The sequence below is a fragment of the Vibrio sp. 2-1-2a genome (assembly GCF_032648565.1).
Taxonomy (GTDB): Bacteria; Pseudomonadota; Gammaproteobacteria; order Enterobacterales; family Vibrionaceae; genus Vibrio; species Vibrio diabolicus.
The window spans coordinates 235,257-255,404 of the sequence record NZ_WBOH01000002.1; the positions used below are offsets into that span (position 1 = coordinate 235,257).

Below are 20,148 nucleotides of genomic sequence, written 5' to 3' on the forward strand. Positions count from 1 at the left end.
ATCCCCCAAATAGCTAAAGGTACTCTACGAATGTCTCGTACTATTATGCTTATCCCTACTAGCGCAGGCGTTGGCCTAACAAGCGTTAGCATGGGTGTTCTTCGCGCTATGGAGCGTAAAGGCGTTAAAGTTTCTTTCTACAAGCCAATCTGTCAGCCACGTTCAGGTGGTGATCAGCCAGATCTGACTTCAACTATCGTTGGCCACAACAGCGATATGAAGATCGGTGAACCAATGGCGATGTCTGTTGCTGAAAGCCTAATCGGTAACGACAACATGGACGAGCTGCTAGAAACCGTTGTTGAACGTTACAACCAAATCAACAAAGACGCAGACGTTACGCTAATCGAAGGTCTTGTACCTACTCGTAAGCACCCATTTGCAAACCAAGTAAACGCGGAAATCGCGGCAACACTTGGTGCAGAAATCGTGCTAGTTGCGACTCCAGGTACTGATAACCCAGCGCAACTGAAAGAGCGTATCGAAGTAGCATGTTCTAACTTCGGCGGCACTAAGAACAAAAACATCTCTGGCGTTATCATCAACAAGCTAAACGCTCCTGTTGACGAAGCTGGCCGTACTCGCCCTGACCTATCTGAAATCTTTGACGATGCAGATAGCGCGAAACAAAACGAATTGAAAGTGATGGAAATCTTCAACACTTCTCCAATTCGTGTACTAGGTTGTGTACCATGGAGCATTGATCTGATTGCGACTCGTGCAATCGACATGGCTAAGCACCTGAAAGCAGATATCATCAACGAAGGTGACATCAACACTCGTCGCATCAAGAGCATCACTTTCTGTGCACGTTCTCTGCCAAACATGATTGAGCATTTCAAACCTGGCTCTCTACTTGTTACGTCTGCAGACCGTCCTGATGTTATCGTTGCTGCTTCTCTTGCTGCAATGAACGGTGTGGATATTGGTGCTGTACTGCTAACTGGCGGTTACGACATCCCTCGCGAAATCGAAGGTCTATGTAAGCCAGCGTTCGACACTGGTCTACCTATCTTCAAAGCACAAGGTAACACTTGGCAGACATCTCTAAACCTACAGAGCTTCAGCATCGAAGTACCTGCAGACGATAAAGAGCGTATCGAGTTCATCAACGAGCACGTTGCTGGTCACATCGACGGTAACTGGATCGAGTCAATGACTGAAGGTACCCAGAAGTCTCGTCGTCTAAGCCCACCAGCGTTCCGTTACCAGCTAACTGAACTTGCTCGTAAAGCAGGCAAGCGTATCGTTCTTCCAGAAGGTGACGAACCACGTACTGTTAAAGCTGCAGCAATCTGTGCTGAACGCGGTATTGCAGACTGTGTGCTTCTAGGTAACCCAGATGAAATCCGTCGCGTAGCAGCTCAACAAGGCGTTGAGCTAGGTACTGGCGTAACCATCATTGATGCCGATGCTGTTCGTGAAAACTACGTTGCTCGTCTAGTTGAGCTGCGCGGTGCGAAAGGCATGACTGAAGTTGTGGCTCGTGAGAAGCTACAAGATTCAGTATTCCTAGGCACAATGATGCTTGAGAACGACGAAGTTGACGGCCTAGTTTCTGGTGCTGTTCATACTACGGCGAACACTATCGTTCCTCCGTTCCAAATCATCAAGACTGCACCAAATGCGTCTATCGTATCTTCAGTATTCTTCATGCTTCTGCCTGATCAAGTACTGGTTTACGGTGACTGTGCGATCAACCCAGATCCAACCGCTGAACAGCTTGCTGAAATCGCTATCCAATCTGCTGACTCTGCAGCAGCATTCGGTATCGACCCTCGCGTTGCTATGATCTCTTACTCTACTGGTGAATCTGGTAAGGGTGCAGACGTTGATAAAGTACGTGAGGCAACTCGCATCGCGAAAGAGAAGCGTCCTGATCTAGTGATCGACGGTCCTCTACAGTACGACGCAGCTATCATGGAAAACGTGGCAGCGTCTAAAGCGCCTAACTCTCCAGTAGCAGGTAAAGCGACAGTATTCGTATTCCCAGACCTAAACACGGGTAACACGACTTACAAAGCAGTACAACGTTCAGCTGACCTAGTTTCTATCGGTCCAATGCTGCAAGGTATGCGCAAGCCTGTAAACGACTTGTCTCGTGGCGCGCTAGTAGACGATATCGTGTACACAATCGCTCTAACAGCAATCCAAGCAGACCAAGAAGCTAAATAATCGCTTCTGACATCTAGTTGGACAACTATCCAAAGCCCTCAATTCGTCGAGGGCTTTTTCTATTGTTGAGCACACAGCAAAGAGGCTATGAGCAATAGCACTAATACGCTCTTACGAATACAGCGCCATAAATACCCCTGCCCCAACCACAACACAACCTGTCATCACTGGTGCGATTCGGCGCCAAAGCTTCTTATCCCCTATCGCGATGACCATCCCCATTTTCACAATGGTATTAACCGAAGCGGCAATCAAAATGCCTAACGCAGCAGTGGTCACGCTCAATGTTTGCGTACTTTGACGTCCGAGGGTTAACGAGATCGCATCAACGTCAGTAATCCCTGATAAAGCAGAAAGGATCAACACCCCCGCATTGCCGAACCAGTCAGACAAAGCGTGAGCAAGCAGCATAATCACCGCCAACACGAGGCCAAAGAACAGTGCCGACTGCAAAGCTAGAGGGTTCGTTTGCTTATTTGATTGCTCAATCTGCTCAACTTCACTTCTGCGCCAAATCCACCATGCTGGGATGTACAGCGCAACCATCATCGCCATCACAATTGGCCAAAGCAGTTTCACTAATTGTGGATTGATAACAGACAGTACGATAAGTAAACGAGGGAACATGGTTCCGCAGCTCAAAAGAATACCACTAGCGAGTAACGGGCTGATGCTCGCTTGCTCACGAGAAAGATGGGAAAACTGCAACGTTAATGCTGTCGAAGAGCTAAGCCCCGCAAATACAGACGTAAACAAAATACCTCGCTTCGCCCCGCCGATCTTTATCGCAAAATAACCGACAAAAGAGATACTAGCGATCAGCACAACCATCCACCAAATCTCATACGGGTTAAGTGCATTCCAAGGGCCGTAAGATTGATTTGGTAACAGGGGTAACATGACTATCGAGATAAGTAATAAACGCAGTGCTGCGTCTAACTCATACTCTTGCAGTTTTTGTAGCGCTTGATGTAGCTCTCTTTTGTTATCGAGCACTACCGCGGTTATGACGGCCGCTGCTGCTGCCAAAACAGCCTCACCCGACACGGCAAGGTTACCCAGAACAAACACCACCATGATACTAACCACGCCAGTGATGCTCACATCTCCGCTCTTTTTCTGCTGTATAACAAAAGCGATGCAAGTGAGGATGACTAAAGCGATAAGCGCAAAACCAATGAGTAAAGGTGTATAAATGTTGGCGAGAATGCCAACTAAACCACCGAGTAAACCGACTAAAGAAAAAGTACGAATGCCCGCGACACGACTGCCTTCTACGCTATTGCGCATCACCCAGCCACGTTGGGTGCCAACAATTGCCCCCAGTAATAGAGCAATAAGCAGATTCCAAATTAGATGCTCGCCACTGACAAACTCATTGATATCCATGCATCACTCCGTCAAAAAGCGGTTGTTATATCATTAGTTTATTTGAATATGGGTAAGAAGCTGTGACGATGAGAGGATAATCAGAAAATGGCCCCGGTTCCCTGCTTACCATTGCGTCTTATAATTTCATTATTCTTTTATCTACCACCAAAACGTAATAGAACGAAGCGGCCCTCCCTGTTCAATTTATCAGCATGATTTACATTTCAACTGAACTTTCTTACTCGAACTACGTAACGAAGATGGACTGCTATTAAGCAAACTCACACATAAGTAAGGAATACATATGAACAACTCCATCAACAACTCACTGCTAAAGCTTGGTTTAGCTGCAATTCTGTTCAGTTTTTCTTCATTCAGCTTTTCAGCCCCAAGCATTAAAGGCGTTGATCAAGATATGTCCGGAGGAACGGTAACCGCAAAAATGGCTCATGCTGACGACAACGGATGGATGGTCGTCCACCGAACAGACGAATCAATGAAGCCTGGCCCTGTTATCGGCTATGCCCCACTAAAGATGGGACAGAATGAGAACGTGAATGCAATTTTGATGGAACCGGTTGAGTCTGGCGACATGCTGATGCTAATGGTCCACGGAGAAAAAGGGGGAATGAAGACTGGCGTATTTGAATATACACTAGGAGCCAAAGAAGATGGCCCTGTAAAAGTCGACGGAAAACTAGTGATGGACGTCGTGCGCGCTAAGTAAGACGTACGCACACTTAAAAGTCACTCTCCTACTCCTAGTATTTAGTTGGCATAAAAGTACTTAACGACATTACTAACCGTTAAGTACTTTTTCATTTCTGATAGAGGCAGCAAACTAGCTAATTATTTCTCTTCCATGAGGAGAGGTTAAGTCTAAATCAGGCCCTTTGGGTACGACTTGCGTCGGGTTAATACCAGTGTGGCTGAAATAGTAGTGACGTTTAATATGGTAGAAATCCGTGGTTTCTTCGACGCCTTCGACTTGATACAACTCTTTTAAGTATCCTTGAATATTTTCGTAGTCTGCGATGCGCTGCTTGTTACATTTGAAGTGACCCACATACACGACATCGAAACGGATCAGAGTCGTAAACAAACGCCAATCAGCCTCAGTAATAGTATTCCCCGCTAAATAACGATGCGTCGCTAGGTGCGAATCGATTTTATCTAGCGCAGAAAATAAAGAATCGAATGCTTCTTCATATGCCTCTTGCGTGGTCGCAAAACCACAGCGATACACTCCATTGTTGACGTTTGGATAAACAAAATCGTTCCACTCGTCAATAACATGCTTTAGCTGTTCTGGATAATAGTCATCGTGGTTTCCTGTTAACTCATTGAACTCCGAGTTAAACATACGAATAATTTCTGACGACTCATTCGACACGATCGTATTGGTCTTTTTATCCCAAAGCACAGGCACAGTTACACGGCCTGTGTAATCTGGTTTGGCCTGCGTGTAGATTTGGTGCATACGAGTGTGACCAAATAGTGGCTCAGGAAGCCCCATTTGCCAGCCTTGGCTTAACATATCAGGGCAAACAACCGTGACATCAATATGGGGTTCTAAGCCTTTCAGCTTGCGGAAGATGAGCGTTCGGTGTGCCCAAGGACAAGCAAGAGAGACATACAAATGGTATCGACCAGACTCTGGTTTAAACTCCGCATCAGGTTCGTTTTTAACCCAGTTACGGAATCCTGCATCTTCACGCACAAATTTGCCACCATTTGATTTTGTGTCATACCAGACGTCATGCCAAACACCTTCGACCAACTTACCCATGATTGCGCTCCTCTCATTCTGTTTATGTCTATATTAGCGTTTCCTATCAAACAGAAAATCACTGAACTTAGGACATCATGTTCAAGAAATTCGAATGTATAAATCAGATGCATAAAAAAAGCGCGACCCGATGAAGGTGTCGCGCTTAAGCCCGTCACAGGCTGAATTTATACACTAACGTGCAAACAAGATACCGCGTGAACGTCGTTACCTTGAATCGTTGGCTTCGTCTTCGCACACTCTTCGGTTGCTTGTGGGCAACGAGTGCGGAACACACAACCCGATGGTGGGCTGATCGGCGAAGGAAGGTCGCCTTCCAGCATTTGGATTTTCTTACTGCGTTCAATGTTCGGGTCCGGAATCGGAACCGCTGACATCAATGCGCGTGTATATGGGTGCTTAGGATCAGCAAACAGCGCCTCCGCCTCACCGAGCTCGACAGCATTACCCAAGTACATGACCAAAACACGATCTGAGATATGTTTAACCACTGACAAGTCATGCGCAATGAATACCAGAGAAAGGCCTAGTTCTTTTTGAATCTCTTTAAGCAGGTTAACAACCTGAGCTTGAATAGATACATCAAGCGCCGATACGGGTTCATCACAGATGATCATCTTAGGCTTAAGGATAAGCGCACGCGCAATACCGATACGCTGGCACTGACCACCCGAGAACTCGTGCGGATAACGGTTGATCACATTTGGTAGTAGACCCACTTTCGCCATCATCTCTTTAACGCGGTCTTTCACTTCCTGCTTAGACAGTTCTGGGTAGAACGTTTCAAGAGGCTCAGCAATAATGTCGCCAACCGTCATACGTGGGTTAAGAGAAGCCAAAGGATCTTGGAAAATCATTTGGATTTCTTTACGCGTTTCACGACGTTGGACGTCTTTCATCTTAGTTAGATCTTGACCCAACCAAACTACTTCGCCATCCGTCGCTTCAACAAGACCGATGATGGCGCGCGCAAACGTCGATTTACCACAACCTGACTCGCCTACTACACCAAGTGTTTCCCCTTCGTATAGTCGAACGTTCACCCCATCAACCGCTTTTAGGCTTGAAGGCTTTGACCACGGCCATGCCGATTTTGACGCAATGCTGAAGTGAACTTTCAGCTCTGAAATGTCCAGAATTAGCTTTTTATCTACTGCGTTCATTTGTTCCAAGCCTCCCATTCAGAAAAACATGCGCGCTGACGGCCATCACCAAATGGAGTCAGAATTGGCGCTTCACGCTTACAACGATCCATCACTCGGTGACAACGCTCTTGATAAGGGCAGCCCGGTGGTAGACGAAGCAAGTTTGGTGGATTACCAGGAATGGTTGGCAGAATTTCACCTTCCGTATCAAGGCGAGGGATCGCTTTCAACAGACCCTCTGCATAAGGGTGGCTTGGATTATAGAAGATTTCGTTTACGTTGCCGTACTCCATCGTACGACCTGCATACATCACCAGCACCTTATCACACGAACCTGCAACAACACCAAGGTCGTGCGTGATCATGATGATCGCCGTGTTGAACTCATCTTTAAGCTCATTAAGCAGGTCCATGATCTGTGCTTGAACCGTCACATCAAGTGCTGTTGTTGGCTCATCGGCAATAAGCAGTTTAGGACGACATAACAACGCCATCGCGATCATTACACGCTGACGCATACCGCCTGAAAACTCATGCGGGTACATCGTGATACGCTTACGCGCTTCAGGGATTTTCACCGCTTCCAGCATGCGTACTGATTCTTCAAATGCTTCCGCTTTGCCCATGCCTTTGTGCAGCATAAGCACTTCCATCAACTGATCACTTACTTTCATGTAAGGGTTCAGTGATGTCATTGGGTCTTGGAAGATCATTGCGATCTGTTCCGCACGCACTTTGTTCAGTTCTTTTTCTGGTAAGTTTAGGATTTCTTTGCCTTCAAACTTTGCGCTACCAGAGATAATACCGTTTTTAGCCAAAAGGCCCATGATTGCGAATACGGTTTGAGATTTACCTGATCCCGACTCTCCAACGATGCCTAAGGTTTCGCCTTGGTTGAGAGAGAAGTTCAAATCGTTTACTGCGGTTACGATACCATCTTGCGTGGTGAATTCGACGCGCAGATCTTTGACATCTAATAAGCTCATCATTGCTTCCTTAATCTTATCTTTTAATTATCTGTCTTTTGGATCCAGCGCATCGCGCAGGCCGTCACCAACGTAGTTGAAGCAGAATAGCGTCACAACCATGAACACGGCTGGGAATGCCAGCTGCCAGATTGCTACTTCCATTGTCTGTGCACCTTCTTGTAGAAGAGCGCCCCAACTTGTCATTGGTTCCTGAACACCAAGACCAAGGAATGATAGGAATGACTCCGTCAGGATCATGCTCGGGATAAGTAGCGTAGAGTAAACCGCTACGATACCCAGTACATTCGGCACGATATGACGAGTGATAATTTTCCAGTTGCTAACACCACACACATGTGCAGCTTCGATGAACTCTTTGCTACGTAAGCTGAGTGTCTGACCACGTACGATACGCGCCATATCTAGCCATGCGATAGCACCAATCGCAACGAAGATCAGCATGATGTTACGACCGAAGAATGTTACCAGTACGATTACCAGGAACATAAACGGTACCGCGTATAAAATTTCTAGAATACGCATCATTACGCGGTCAACTTTACCGCCGATAAAACCAGATGCTGCGCCGTAGAGCGTACCAATCAGTACCGCTACAAATGCGCCCATAACACCCACCATCAACGAAATACGACCGCCGATTAGCGTGCGTACGTATAAGTCACGACCTAAGCTGTCGGTACCAAACCAATGGTCAGCATTCGGTGCAACGTGCATCGCGTACCAGTCAGTATCATCAAAGGTGTGCGGTGCGATCATTGGCAGAATAATCACCGCCAACGTCATTAGAACAAGAAGGAATAAGCTCACCATTGCCGCTTTGTTGCGCATAAAACGGATACGAGCATCTTGCCAAAGACTGCGACCTTCAATCTCCAAGTTTTCGGAGAACTTCTCAATCGCTTCTAGGTTTTCTTTTTTCGTTAACATAACCAAACGTCCCTGTTAGTAGCGAATTTTCGGGTCAATCATTGCAAGTAGAATATCTACAATCGCGTTGAATAAAATGAATAGGAAACCAATCAGGATGGTTACACCCATTACTAGCGAGTAGTCACGGTTAAACGCAGCGTTAACGAATAGCTTACCAATACCTGGTAGACCAAAAATGGTTTCGATAACAACAGAACCAGTGATGATACCTACGAAAGCAGGACCCATGTAAGAAACAACAGGGAGAAGTGCCGGCTTAAGAGCGTGCTTGATGATGATGTAACGGTAGCTTAGACCTTTAGCACGAGCCGTACGAATAAAGTTACTGTTCAGTGTCTCGATCATCGAGCCACGCGTAATACGAGCGAAGGTTGCAACATACAGTAGTGACATACCAATGACAGGAAGCACTAAATACTGCCAGCTACCATCTTGCCAACCGCCCGCAGGGAAGATATTCCAGTGAAGCGAGAATAGATAGATAAGCGCAGGTGCCAATACAAAAGAAGGCATTACCACGCCGAGCATCGCTGTCGACATGATGGTGTAATCAATCCAAGTATTCTGCTTGAGCGCAGCAATGGTACCGACGGTAACCCCCATAATCAGGGTAAAGATAAAGGCGATGAAGCCCACTTTAGCCGAAACCGGTAAGGCAACCGCGATCAGCTCGTTAACCGAGTAATCAAGGTATTTAAATGACGGCCCGAAATCCCCTTGGATAACATTGGTCAAATACGTGGTGTATTGTTCAAATACAGGTTTATCCAAGCCATATTTAGCTTCGATATTTGCCATTACTTCGGGTGGCAATGGACGCTCTGTCGAGAAAGGGTTTCCCGGTGCAAAGCGCATAAGAAAGAAAGATACGGTGATCAAAACCAACATTGTTGGGATCGCCTCAAATATCCTTTTTGCGATGAATTTAAGCATAAACTCACTCTTTCAGTCTGTGACAGTTAAATTAAAGAAGTCGTCCAATTCTTTTGGACTAAAGATAGGCGCTACATGCAATTTCTCACATGTAGAGCCTCATTTTTATAGTTCTATCGAGTTACGAATTACTCTGTGATGTAGAGATCTTTAGAGTAAATCTTGTCTTCCGCGTTATTGACTGGGAAGCCACCAACTTTCGGTGATAGTAGACGTGATTTCACGTACTGGTAGATAGGTGCGATTGGCATATCTTTTGCCATCAACTTCTCTGCTTCTAGGTAAAGCGCTTGACGCTCTTCGTCAGAAGTTGAAGCAAATGCTTTGTTCATGATTGCATCGTACTCTTTGCTGTCGTAGTGAATACCACCAGTAGTGTTATTACTCATCATCAGCGTTAGGAAAGATGAAGCTTCGTTGTAGTCTCCACACCAACCTGCACGAGCAACCTCAAAGTTGCCAGAATCTTTGGTAGATAGGTAAGTTTTCCACTCTTGGTTTTCTAGCGTAACGTCTAGACCAAGCGTCTTCTTCCACATTGAACCCAGTGCAACCGCAAGTTTCTTGTGGTTCTCTGACGTGTTGTATAGAAGGTTAAATTCAAGAGGGTTGTCTGCGCCGTAACCCGCTTCTTCCAATAGACGCGCCGCTTCAGCGTTACGCTCTTCTTGCGTCATTTTGCCGTATGCAGGAATTTCTGGGTTGAAACCCGCCGTGATTTCAGGCGTTAGGAAATAAGCTGGCTTTTGACCTTGTGCTAGGATCGCATCAGTCACGATATTACGGTCAATCGCATAAGAAATCGCTTTACGTACGCGAACATCATCAAACGGCTTTTTCTTCGTGTTGAAGATGTAGTAGTAAGTACACAAGTTACCCGACACAGACACGTCTTCTGGATGCTCTTGCTTCAAACGCTTGAAGTGCTCTGTAGGCAGTTCATTCGTGAAGTCAATTTCACCTGCTAGGAAGCGGTTCATTTCCGCTACTTGGTTTTCGATTGGTAGGAAAGTAACTTGATCAAGCGTCGTGTTTTCGTTGTCCCAGTATTGTTCGTTACGTTTTAGAACTAAACGCTCGTTTACAACCCAGTTGTCAACAACATAAGCACCGTTACCTACAAAGTTCTCAGGCTTCGTCCATTGATCGCCGAACTTTTCAACGGTTGCTTGGTGAACAGGCTTCACTGTTGTGTGGCCCATCATCATCACAAAGTATGGTACAGCAGTGTCTAGCTCAACCACCAAAGTGTGGTCGTCAACTGCTTTAACACCCAACTCACTCTTGTCTTTTTTACCCGCAACAATGTCTTTTGCGTTCTTCATCTTGGTGTATTCCATGTACCAAGCGTATGGAGAAGCGGTTGCTGGGTCGACTGCGCGTTGGAAGCTGTATACAAAATCACCTGCAGTAACAGGATCACCGTTAGACCATTTTGCGTCTTCACGTAGGTGGAAAGTGTATGTTTTGTTGTCTTCAGTTTCCCAAGATTCTGCAACACCAGGGATAGTGTTACCGTCCGCATCTTGGTTTACTAGGCCTTCAAGAAGATCGCGAATCACGTGGGATTCTGGAACACCTTGAGATTTATGAGGGTCTATTGTCGCAACTTCTGTACCGTTACCACGCACCAATTCTTGAACAGCAGCAAGTTTTGGCTCTTTAGAATCAGATTTAGCTTCAGGGGCTGGAGCCGGAGCAGGCTCAGCAGCTTGTTTCTCTGCAGGCTTTTCGCCACAACCAGCTAAAGCGAGAGAAAGACCAGCACCAATAAATAAAGCGCGCGTGATTTTATTCTTATACATGCGTAAAACTCCAAATTTTTTCGTTAGCATCCATGACTTCTTTGTAAGGGCCTGGAACGGTCAGAGTTTTAGATTTTTTTAGTGCATTTTCTGAGCACAAAAGCCTAAAACCTTACAAAGACTGCGGCACACATTAGCAATCATTGAAGTAATTTGCCATAAAAATGTAGCAAAAAAACCAATAATCCTGACTAAACCACACATATCTAGCAGTAAACTCTAATCAAAAAGTATTCACCAGCCAAATGGAGACCAGAAGCGACATTCCACAGACAAAACTTTCGATTAATCTACATTTAAACCATTTGATAGCATCTTATGCTAGATATTTACATATTATTTAACATTTATGACAAATGAAGTCTAACAAATAATTGTTTATATATTGGGCTAAAAACTTTTATTGTGAAGAATATCACCAGAGCGAGCACGGGTTGTGTTGAAGTCAAATGAGCAGAATTATGAAGATAAGTACAAAAAAAGCTAAGTGCCATTGACACTTAGCTTTTTTCACTAGAATGAGGAGTGGGTTCTATTTTTCCCAACGCTGCGCAGCTTGGTGATCAGTATCGCGCGACTCAATCCAACGATCTTCACTCGTCGTGCGTTCTTTCTTCCAAAATGGTGCTTTGGTTTTCAAGTAGTCCATAATGAACTCGCAAGCATCAAATGCTGCTCCACGGTGTGCACTTGAAACACCAACAAAGACGATTTGATCACCGCTATCCATGTCACCAACGCGATGAATCACGCGTACGCCCAATAATGGCCAACGTGATTCAGCTTGATCGCAAATGTCGCTCAAGCTCTTCTCAGTCATGCCCGGGTAGTGTTCCAAGTGCAAACCAACAACATTATCGCCAAGGTTCATATCTCGAACTTTACCAATGAATGTTACTACAGCACCAGCTGCCGTACCTTCGGATAAACGTTGATATTCGTGATCAACGGAAAAGTCTTCAACTTGTACAGAGACGCGTGGGTCCATCTTAACCTCCGGTTACCGGTGGGAAAAATGCAACTTCATCCCCCGATTTTACTTCGGTATCAAGTGGGACAATAGATTGATTAACAGCAGCAAGTAGCTTTCCTGGCTCTAAAGCCAAATCCCACTTACCATTTTTATCAGCGCCCTCTTCCACGAGATGTGCGCGAATCGCTTCAACCGTTTCAAATTGATCATCTAATTCGACACTGTCGATACCAATCAGCTCACGAGTCTGAGCAAAAAAAAGTACTTTAATCATGATTCCGCCTTGAAGTGTCCAGATTTTCCACCCGTCTTTTCTAGGAGACGAACTTGACCGATAACCATGTCTTTTTGCACCGCTTTACACATATCGTAAATCGTCAGTGCAGCAACAGAAGCCGCCGTGAGCGCTTCCATTTCTACGCCCGTTTTACCTGCAAGCTTACAAACAGATTCAATACGAACTTTGTTTTCTGACTCAATAGCCTCCAACTGAACTTCGACTTTAGAAAGCAACAAAGGATGACAAAGTGGAATCAAATCCCACGTTTTCTTTGCAGCTTGGATACCAGCAATTCGAGCCGTCGCGAACACATCACCTTTATGATGCTGACCGGAAACAATCAGTTGCAAGGTTTCTGGGGCCATGTGAACAAATGCTTCTGCACGTGCTTCACGAACCGTTTCAGCTTTTGCAGACACGTCGACCATGTTAGCTTCGCCAGACGCGTTGATATGGGTAAATTGAGTCATTGTTTTTCCTTCGCTTTTAGGAAAGGTTATACAGATAGGTGCGGCATGAAGTTACAAGGGCGATGGCTTGCATCTAACTGCTGCTTGATGATCTTCGTCCAGCCAGTGCGGCACGCACCTGTTGAACCAGGCATTGCGAAGATAACTGTATGGTTAGCAAAACCTGCAATTGCACGCGATTGGATCGTTGACGTACCAATTTCTTCGTAAGACACCATGCGGAATAACTCACCAAAACCTTCTACTTCTTTATCAAACAGAGGCTTCAGCGCTTCTGGCGTGCTGTCACGTGACGTGAACCCTGTACCACCAGTAATCATGATCGCTTGAACATTGTCGTCCGCAATCCACTGAGAAACAATTGCGCGAATTTTGTACATATCATCAATAACAATTTGCTTATCGACAACATTGTGACCCGCTTCTTGAGCGTGTTCAACAAGGTAGCGACCAGAGGTATCGTTTTCTTCGGTACGAGTGTCAGATACCGTTAGAACGGCAATATTTGCAGGTTGAAATTTGCTTTCAGCGTGACCCATGTGTTCACCTATTCTCTTTTAACTTTGATACGTTTGGTATCGATTCTAGAAAAGCGAGGGAAAGCTAGCCTGTAAATAAGCTTTCCCTACAAAATTTGAGTTGATTTAGCCGCCGATAGACGCCAGATGTGGCGTCATACCCGTATTACCATCGTGCAAGAAGTGGCTCACCGACTTAGTTTGTAACTGCGCTTGGATGCGTTCAATAAGCTCGCTTTCTTGCTCATCACGTTCCAATAGATCACGCAGTTCTACACCGTGGTCTCCAAACAAACACAGATGCAGCTTACCCATCGCAGAGACGCGTAGTCGGTTGCAGCTCTCACAAAAGTCTTTTTCATAAGGCATGATCAGGCCAATTTCACCCTTGTAATCTGGATGAACAAACACTTGCGCGGGGCCGTCATTATGAGAGCGCACTTTAAGCAGCCAACCGTTTGCAATCAACTGATTACGAATTGCTACGCCGGACACATGATGCTTATTGAATAAATCATCCATCTCACCCGTTTGCATCAATTCGATGAAGCGCAGTTGAATTGGACGATCTTTTATCCAGTTAAGAAACGCTGGCAGCTCGTGATGGTTCAGATCTTTCATCAACACCACATTAACTTTGACTTGCTCATAACCAACTTCAAACGCACGCTCGATACCATTCATCACCTCAGTGAACTTATTTTCACCTGTGATTTGATGGAACATGCGCGGATCAAGGCTGTCCACGCTGACGTTGATGTGAGTTAAGCCCGCTTCACGCCAGTCTGCTACTTGCTTTGCCATGCGGTAACCATTGGTCGTAGTTGCAACTTTTTGGATACCAGGTGTCGTCGCCACTGAGTGGATAATGTCGGTAAAATCTTTGCGTAAACTTGGTTCACCGCCAGTAATGCGCACTTTTGACGTGCCACAATCAGCAAACGCTTTTACGACCCGTTTGATTTCAGGAAGAGATAAAAAAGACGAGTTTTTATTGCCCGAAGGCTTATAGCCATCAGGAAGGCAATAGGTACATTTGAAATTACATACGTCGGTCACAGACAGACGCAAGTAATAGAACTTACGATGAAATTTGTCTTCGAATTGTTGCGCCACGGAACACCTTTCCAAACACGGGAGGCATGGCCATTTCCAATCATGCCCTTGTGACAGTACGCCACTGGCTCAAAACGCTTATCCTCGGACTTAGCAATAGTGAGCTCGGAGTTATGGCAACCAGAGATATGAAACCTCTGATAGCTTTGCGGTGTAAAATACTTAATATTTGTACTGGAATCCAGACTTGAGTGATAAAAAACTCTCTAGAGACACAATTTACCGCTAAGTGAGTACCTTTCAAGCACTCCTTAAGATAAATTGTAGCCGTTTTTTACAAGATTATTAGAAGAACGTAATGAATATCTACACGGATAAAAAAGTGGTCGCTGTTGGCGGTGGTCATGGCTTAGGTCGAATGTTGGCCGCACTACGGGATTTTGGCGGCAATGCAACTGGCATTGTCGCCACAACAGACAATGGTGGCTCAACAGGAAGAATTCGTCACTGCCAAGGTGGAATCGCCTGGGGCGACACACGGAACTGCATTAATCAGCTGATCACTGAACCGTCGATCAGTTCAATGATGTTTGAATATCGCTTCAAAGGTACTGGCGAGCTTGATGGTCATAACCTCGGTAACTTGATGCTTACGGCGCTCGATAACTTATCGGTCAGACCGTTAGATGCCATCAATCTGATTCGAAACATGTTAAAAGTCGACGTTAACATTCTTCCTATGTCTGAACACCCTTCCGATCTTTCCGCGTTATCCGTGGATGGAAAGTGGGTCACGGGAGAAACGAATGTAGACGAGATGGACACCGATTTACGCCGTCTCGATCTATCTCCAGAAGTTCCTGCAACTAAAGAAGCAGTGACTGCACTGGCAGAAGCAGACGCTATTATTCTTGGTCCTGGCAGCTTTTTAACCAGCATCATGCCTCCTTTGCTGTTGCCTGAGCTCGGCAAAGCCATTGCCGCCAATGAGAAAGCAAAAGTCATTTTCGTTGCCAACTTGAGCCCGGAGTACGGCCCAGCCGGACGAATGACCATGGCACAAAAATTAGAATGGTGTGAGCGTGCCTGCCAAGGTAGGAAGATAGACGTGGTTCTAGCAGAGGAAACCGAGCAAGAAGTCTTGAGCCAGTGGAATGTAGTGACGGAATCGTTAGCTTCGTCGAACCGAGATTGGCGTCACGACCGAGATAAACTCAAGCTCGCTATTGAAAGCCAGCTAAGGCTTTCAATTTAAAAAAACGCCCTCTAAAGCTAGGGGATGGCTTCAAGTTTACTCGCTGTCAGCAATGAAAAAACCCTTCACTTACGTGAAGGGTTTTGTGTAAGAGCCTCATCAGAACAACGCATTACTGCTGCCAATCACGATAAGCGTCACGTGTTTCGTGCAAAAGATCGAACATCGTTTTTAACTCGCCTGACTCTTCAGCTAACTCACCTGCTTTGGCTTTTTTATCTATCGACATCGCCAATTGACAAAGACGGTCTGCTCCAAAGCTCGCTGCACTGCTTTTCAACGCGTGACTGATTTCTTTTAGGTAACGCAATCGCTCTGTCCCTTGAAACTGAGATAAATTCTCGATGTAGGTATCCATCTCCCCTAAGAAAATATCGAGTAAAACAGGAACATTATCACTGCCAATCTCCATCGACAGTTCATCGATTTTTTGCTGATTTAATACATTCACACTCATACTTTTTGCCGCTCTTCCTTGCCATTCCAAGCCTGTAGCTTGCGGTAAATCGTCGACGGACTGACATCAAGGTATCCCGCCGCTCGGGGGATATTGCCATCACACGCTTCAATCGCTTGCTCTATCGCCATTTTTTCTGTCATCCACAACGGCATAATCTCAGACGCAGTCATCACTTTCGGCTCAATGAATTTCGCCACAGAAGACGGACGGTCAAGCGGTTGATTCAGCGGTGGCGGTAACATATCCAACGTGATTTCTTTACCGTTGTTTAGAACAACGATATTGCGCAGCACGTTTTGTAACTGACGAACGTTGCCTGGCCACTCATAGCTATTAAATCGGTCGATTACATCAGGCGCAAAACGCACGAAGCTTTTTCCTTCTTCGTGCGACATATAGCCTAACAGTGAGTATGCAATTTCAATGACATCTTCACCTCGTTCACGTAAAGGTGGCAAATGCAAAGGAATGACATACAAACGATAGTACAAATCTTCACGGAATCGACCTTCTTGTACCTCTTTCCATGGGTCACGGTTAGTTGCACAAACAAAGCGAACATCCACGCTCTTCATTTTTGATGAGCCCACTTTTTGGAACGTGCCGGTTTGAATAAATCGTAGCAATTTGGTTTGCAAATCTAAATCCATCTCACACAATTCATCAAGGAAAAGTGTGCCACCATCCGCTAATTCCGCTGCACCCTGACGATCATTTGCTGCACCGGTAAAAGCACCTTTCACGTGACCAAACAGTTCACTCTCAATCAAATCTTTTGGAATTGCAGCACAGTTAATCGCAATAAAAGGCTTGTCACCACGCTTGCTTGCCGCATGGATTGCCTCGGCACATACCTCTTTACCCGTACCACTTTCACCAGTGATGAAGATACTCGCTTTACTGCTCGCTGCTGAATCAATCGTGCGGTAAACCTGTTGCATAGTTTGGCTGCTGCCAATAAAGCCTTGATAACTTTGATTGCCCGGGTTATCAGCCTCGTTTTTTAACTTAGTCGCTTTACGAATCGCATTGTTAACCGTGACACGTAAACGGTCTGCTTCACACGGTTTGATCAAAAAGTCTTGAGAGCCATGACGCATTGCTTCTACCGCGGTATCGATAGAACCGTGAGCGGTCATAAAAATAATAGGTACGTCTGGATGACTCTTTTTTACAGCGTGTAAAACGTCCATCCCCGTCATATCTGGCAGACGAAGATCAAGCAGAATAAGATCTGGAATTCTATGGTTGAGACTTTCAATGGCATCCCTACCTGTACCGACAATATTGATATCTATACCAAGCGGTGTCAGGTATGAGCGGTACAGTGCCGCAACAGATGCGGTATCCTCAACCATTAAAAGGTAACGAGATTTAGGACCTTCAGATTTTTGTTGCATAACCTAGCTAATATTTTGTTGTGTTTTAAACAATAATCGCATTACGCTTTGCATTTTGCAAATAACATTAGCTAAATTATGGGTAAGAGAAAGGATTCAAAAATAATATCAATTATTTAAAATAATGGCATAAACCATGCTGATAGTTTAGTGACCCCTCGGGTCACCTAGCCAACTGACGTTGTTAGTGAACGAGATGTTCACAAAACAAGCCAATAGACCCGACTGCCTATTGGCTTCTTTTTTTCTGCAAGCAATCTAAAACACTTGGCTAAGCTAGATCATTAAGCTTATTTTTAACTATTTGCGATGAACTGCGCTCTTAGTTTTTCAATCTCGTCACGCTTTTGCGCCGCCAATTCAAACTCTAAATCTTGCGCGTGCTGATACATTGCCGCCTCAAGTCGACTGATTTCTTTTTCCAACTGCTGAGGAGACATGACCTCGTATGTTTGCGAAGGCTCCGCCACTTTCGACAATGGTACCTGTTTAGTATTACGCTGACGTTTAGACTTGGTAATATCGCCCAATTCCATAATATCTTTGATATTTCGTTTGAGCGCTTGCGGCGAAATACCCATTTCTTCGTTGTACGCTTTCTGCTTCTCGCGGCGGCGGTTGGTTTCATCCATCGCCTTTTTCATGGAGTTGGTGATTCGGTCAGCATACAAGATCGCCTTACCTTCAAGATTTCGCGCAGCACGACCAATGGTCTGAATCAGTGAACGCTCGGAGCGCAAGAAGCCCTCTTTATCTGCATCCAATATTGCAACCAGCGAAACTTCAGGCATGTCCAAGCCTTCCCGTAGCAAGTTAATTCCCACCAGCACGTCAAACTCGCCAAGACGAAGATCACGGATGATCTCCACACGTTCTACGGTATCAATATCTGAGTGTAAGTAACGTACCCTAACATCATGTTCGTGCAAGTACTCGGTGAGATCTTCGGCCATTCGCTTGGTCAATGTTGTCACTAGAACTCGCTCATCTTTAGCAGAACGGAGGCGAATTTCAGACAACAAGTCGTCCACTTGGGTCGCCACTGGGCGAACTTCCAATTCTGGGTCAAGCAAGCCTGTTGGACGAACAACTTGATCCGCTACATCACCAGCCGATTTTTCTAGTTCATAATTTCCTGGCGTCGCAGAGACAAAAATCGTCTGCGGTGCTAACGCTTCAAACTCTTCAAACTTGAGGGGACGATTATCTAACGCAGAAGGTAAGCGAAAACCAAACTCTACCAGCGTTTCTTTACGAGAGCGGTCACCTTTATACATGGCACCAATCTGCGGCACCGTCACGTGAGATTCATCGATGATCAACAAACCGTCATGAGGCAAGTAATCAAACAATGTCGGTGGCGGCTCGCCTTCCGATCGTCCGCTGAGATAACGAGAATAGTTTTCGATACCTGAGCAAAAACCTAACTCATTCATCATCTCGATATCGAATTGAGTCCGCTGGCTAATACGCTGTTCTTCCAGTAGCTTGTTGTTATCTAGAAGCTGTTTTTTGCGTACTTCTAATTCAACCTTAATATTTTCAATCGCTTCAAGAATACGATCTCTTGGTGTCACGTAGTGCGTCTTAGGATAAATAGTGTAGCGTGGTAAATCTCGCTGTTTCACCACACCAGTCAATGGATCAAAAACACTGATGCAGTCAATTTCATCATCAAACATTTCGACACGAACGGCGTCTTGGTCAGATTCCGCTGGAAAGATATCAATCACTTCGCCACGAACCCGAAACTGTCCTCGCTCAAATGCCACGTCATTTCTCGAATATTGTAGCTCTGCCAAACGTCGTAGCATGTCCCGTTGATCAATCACGTCACCACGACGTAAATGCAACATCATTTGCAAGTAAGATTCTGGGTCACCCAAACCATAGATAGCAGAAACAGACGCAACGATAATCGCGTCTTTACGTTCCAATAGTGCTTTCGTTGCGGAAAGGCGCATTTGCTCTATGTGAGCGTTAACCGATGCATCTTTTTCAATGAAAGTATCCGTCGTCGGGACATAAGCTTCAGGCTGGTAGTAATCGTAGTAGGAAACAAAGTACTCCACCGCATTATTGGGAAAGAATGATTTCATCTCGCCATATAATTGCGCTGCGAGCGTTTTGTTTGGAGCAAGTAATATTGCAGGTCGCTGGGCTTGAGCGATAACATTCGCTAGTGTGAACGTTTTACCCGATCCCGTTACCCCCAATAGTGTTTGATGTGCCAGTCCAGCATCGAGCCCCTCAAGCAGCTGCTTGATCGCTCCCGGCTGGTCACCCGATGGCTGATAATCGGAGACCAATTCATAGACTTTACTCATACCCTTCCTCAACTTTACTGCGCTTTGGCTGTATATATATACACCTTAGCCAATGAAATCTACGTCTATCGAAAATTTACCCACCATTGTTAATAAATTTTCTTGTTTGTCTAGAATGCTGTAGCCATACAAAACCGACTCTGATATAGTACTTCGCCCTAGCTGAAGAGCCACACCCATTCTTCACATTGCAATTTCCACAACTTTTCCCCAAAAATTGGCCTAAACACTCTTTATCCCCAAAAGCTAGATTTTTATCCACCTTGAATACA

General features: G+C 45.4%; 18 protein-coding genes and 1 riboswitch. Of the genes, 3 read left to right on the forward strand and 15 right to left on the reverse strand.

All coding sequences use genetic code 11. The annotated features are described in order from the left end of the window. Window positions 1–30: 30 nt before the first annotated feature. The gene (pta, locus tag F7Y48_RS05695; protein ID WP_005396636.1) at window positions 31–2,175 is read left to right on the forward strand and encodes a phosphate acetyltransferase; all 2,145 of its coding nucleotides are present in this window, start codon (window positions 31–33) and stop codon (window positions 2,173–2,175) included. Window positions 2,176–2,286: 111 nt separating this feature from the next. Here the strand turns inward: pta and F7Y48_RS05700 are convergent, their stop codons facing one another. Next, window positions 2,287–3,564, reverse strand: a complete 1,278-nt coding sequence (locus F7Y48_RS05700; RefSeq protein ID WP_046874406.1) for an MgtC/SapB family protein — start codon at window positions 3,562–3,564, stop codon at window positions 2,287–2,289. A gap of 286 nt (window positions 3,565–3,850) precedes the next feature. Between F7Y48_RS05700 and F7Y48_RS05705 the strand changes: the two genes are divergently transcribed. After that, the gene (locus tag F7Y48_RS05705; protein WP_012841581.1) at window positions 3,851–4,273 is read left to right on the forward strand and encodes a hypothetical protein; all 423 of its coding nucleotides are present in this window, start codon (window positions 3,851–3,853) and stop codon (window positions 4,271–4,273) included. A 114-nt stretch (window positions 4,274–4,387) separates the two neighbouring features. On the opposite strand, the gene F7Y48_RS05710 is transcribed toward F7Y48_RS05705, so the two are convergent. From F7Y48_RS05710 to moaA, 11 genes are all read right to left on the reverse strand, one after another. Then, window positions 4,388–5,335 carry a glutathione S-transferase family protein gene (locus F7Y48_RS05710; RefSeq protein WP_046874405.1) on the reverse strand — a complete coding sequence of 316 codons (948 nt, stop codon included), beginning with the start codon at window positions 5,333–5,335 and terminating at the stop codon, window positions 4,388–4,390. A gap of 167 nt (window positions 5,336–5,502) precedes the next feature. Then, window positions 5,503–6,516: a murein tripeptide/oligopeptide ABC transporter ATP binding protein OppF gene (oppF, locus tag F7Y48_RS05715; protein ID WP_006742812.1), complete on the reverse strand. Its 1,014-nt coding sequence runs from the start codon at window positions 6,514–6,516 to the stop codon at window positions 5,503–5,505. Then, window positions 6,495–7,466, reverse strand: coding sequence for an ABC transporter ATP-binding protein (locus F7Y48_RS05720; RefSeq protein WP_005396641.1), 972 nt, complete (start codon window positions 7,464–7,466; stop codon window positions 6,495–6,497). The genes oppF and F7Y48_RS05720 overlap by 22 nt, the downstream gene beginning before the upstream one ends. 27 nt (window positions 7,467–7,493) lie before the next feature. Further along, entirely contained in the window at window positions 7,494–8,396 is a 903-nt protein-coding gene (gene oppC, locus F7Y48_RS05725) for an oligopeptide ABC transporter permease OppC (RefSeq protein ID WP_005396642.1), read from the reverse strand. A gap of 15 nt (window positions 8,397–8,411) precedes the next feature. After that, window positions 8,412–9,332 (reverse strand): oligopeptide ABC transporter permease OppB, encoded by a 921-nt coding sequence (oppB, locus tag F7Y48_RS05730; RefSeq protein WP_006742810.1) that lies wholly within the window; start codon window positions 9,330–9,332, stop codon window positions 8,412–8,414. Window positions 9,333–9,460: 128 nt separating this feature from the next. Then, window positions 9,461–11,137 (reverse strand): ABC transporter substrate-binding protein, encoded by a 1,677-nt coding sequence (locus F7Y48_RS05735; protein ID WP_005396644.1) that lies wholly within the window; start codon window positions 11,135–11,137, stop codon window positions 9,461–9,463. A 532-nt stretch (window positions 11,138–11,669) separates the two neighbouring features. Then, window positions 11,670–12,125, reverse strand: coding sequence for a molybdopterin synthase catalytic subunit MoaE (gene moaE, locus F7Y48_RS05740; RefSeq protein ID WP_048625774.1), 456 nt, complete (start codon window positions 12,123–12,125; stop codon window positions 11,670–11,672). Window position 12,126: 1 nt separating this feature from the next. Further along, window positions 12,127–12,384, reverse strand: coding sequence for a molybdopterin synthase sulfur carrier subunit (gene moaD / locus F7Y48_RS05745; protein ID WP_053808842.1), 258 nt, complete (start codon window positions 12,382–12,384; stop codon window positions 12,127–12,129). After that, window positions 12,381–12,860, reverse strand: coding sequence for a cyclic pyranopterin monophosphate synthase MoaC (gene moaC / locus F7Y48_RS05750; RefSeq protein ID WP_005396647.1), 480 nt, complete (start codon window positions 12,858–12,860; stop codon window positions 12,381–12,383). Before moaC ends, moaD begins: the two co-directional genes overlap by 4 nt. Window positions 12,861–12,886: 26 nt before the next feature. Continuing rightward, on the reverse strand, window positions 12,887–13,399 hold the full coding sequence (gene moaB / locus F7Y48_RS05755; protein ID WP_005396648.1) for a molybdenum cofactor biosynthesis protein B: 513 nt from the start codon (window positions 13,397–13,399) through the stop codon (window positions 12,887–12,889). 105 nt (window positions 13,400–13,504) lie between these two features. Continuing rightward, window positions 13,505–14,494: a GTP 3',8-cyclase MoaA gene (gene moaA / locus F7Y48_RS05760; RefSeq protein ID WP_006742808.1), complete on the reverse strand. Its 990-nt coding sequence runs from the start codon at window positions 14,492–14,494 to the stop codon at window positions 13,505–13,507. Then, a riboswitch (molybdenum cofactor riboswitch) is annotated at window positions 14,483–14,617 on the reverse strand. It overlaps the preceding gene by 12 nt. A 175-nt stretch (window positions 14,618–14,792) precedes the next feature. Between moaA and F7Y48_RS05765 the strand changes: the two genes are divergently transcribed. Continuing rightward, complete coding sequence (locus F7Y48_RS05765; protein ID WP_006742807.1) at window positions 14,793–15,689, forward strand: YvcK family protein; 897 nt, start codon at window positions 14,793–14,795, stop codon at window positions 15,687–15,689. A 112-nt stretch (window positions 15,690–15,801) separates the two neighbouring features. On the opposite strand, the gene luxU is transcribed toward F7Y48_RS05765, so the two are convergent. The 3 genes from luxU to uvrB all read right to left on the reverse strand — a co-directional run bounded on the left by luxU (window position 15,802) and on the right by uvrB (window position 19,876). Continuing rightward, window positions 15,802–16,146, reverse strand: coding sequence for a quorum-sensing phosphorelay protein LuxU (luxU, locus tag F7Y48_RS05770; RefSeq protein WP_182036421.1), 345 nt, complete (start codon window positions 16,144–16,146; stop codon window positions 15,802–15,804). Then, window positions 16,143–17,549: a quorum-sensing sigma-54 dependent transcriptional regulator LuxO gene (gene luxO, locus F7Y48_RS05775; protein ID WP_005396653.1), complete on the reverse strand. Its 1,407-nt coding sequence runs from the start codon at window positions 17,547–17,549 to the stop codon at window positions 16,143–16,145. The genes luxU and luxO overlap by 4 nt, the downstream gene beginning before the upstream one ends. Before the next feature lie 296 nt (window positions 17,550–17,845). Beyond that, window positions 17,846–19,876, reverse strand: coding sequence for an excinuclease ABC subunit UvrB (gene uvrB / locus F7Y48_RS05780; protein WP_047010067.1), 2,031 nt, complete (start codon window positions 19,874–19,876; stop codon window positions 17,846–17,848). Between the last annotated feature and the right edge of the window lie 272 nt (window positions 19,877–20,148).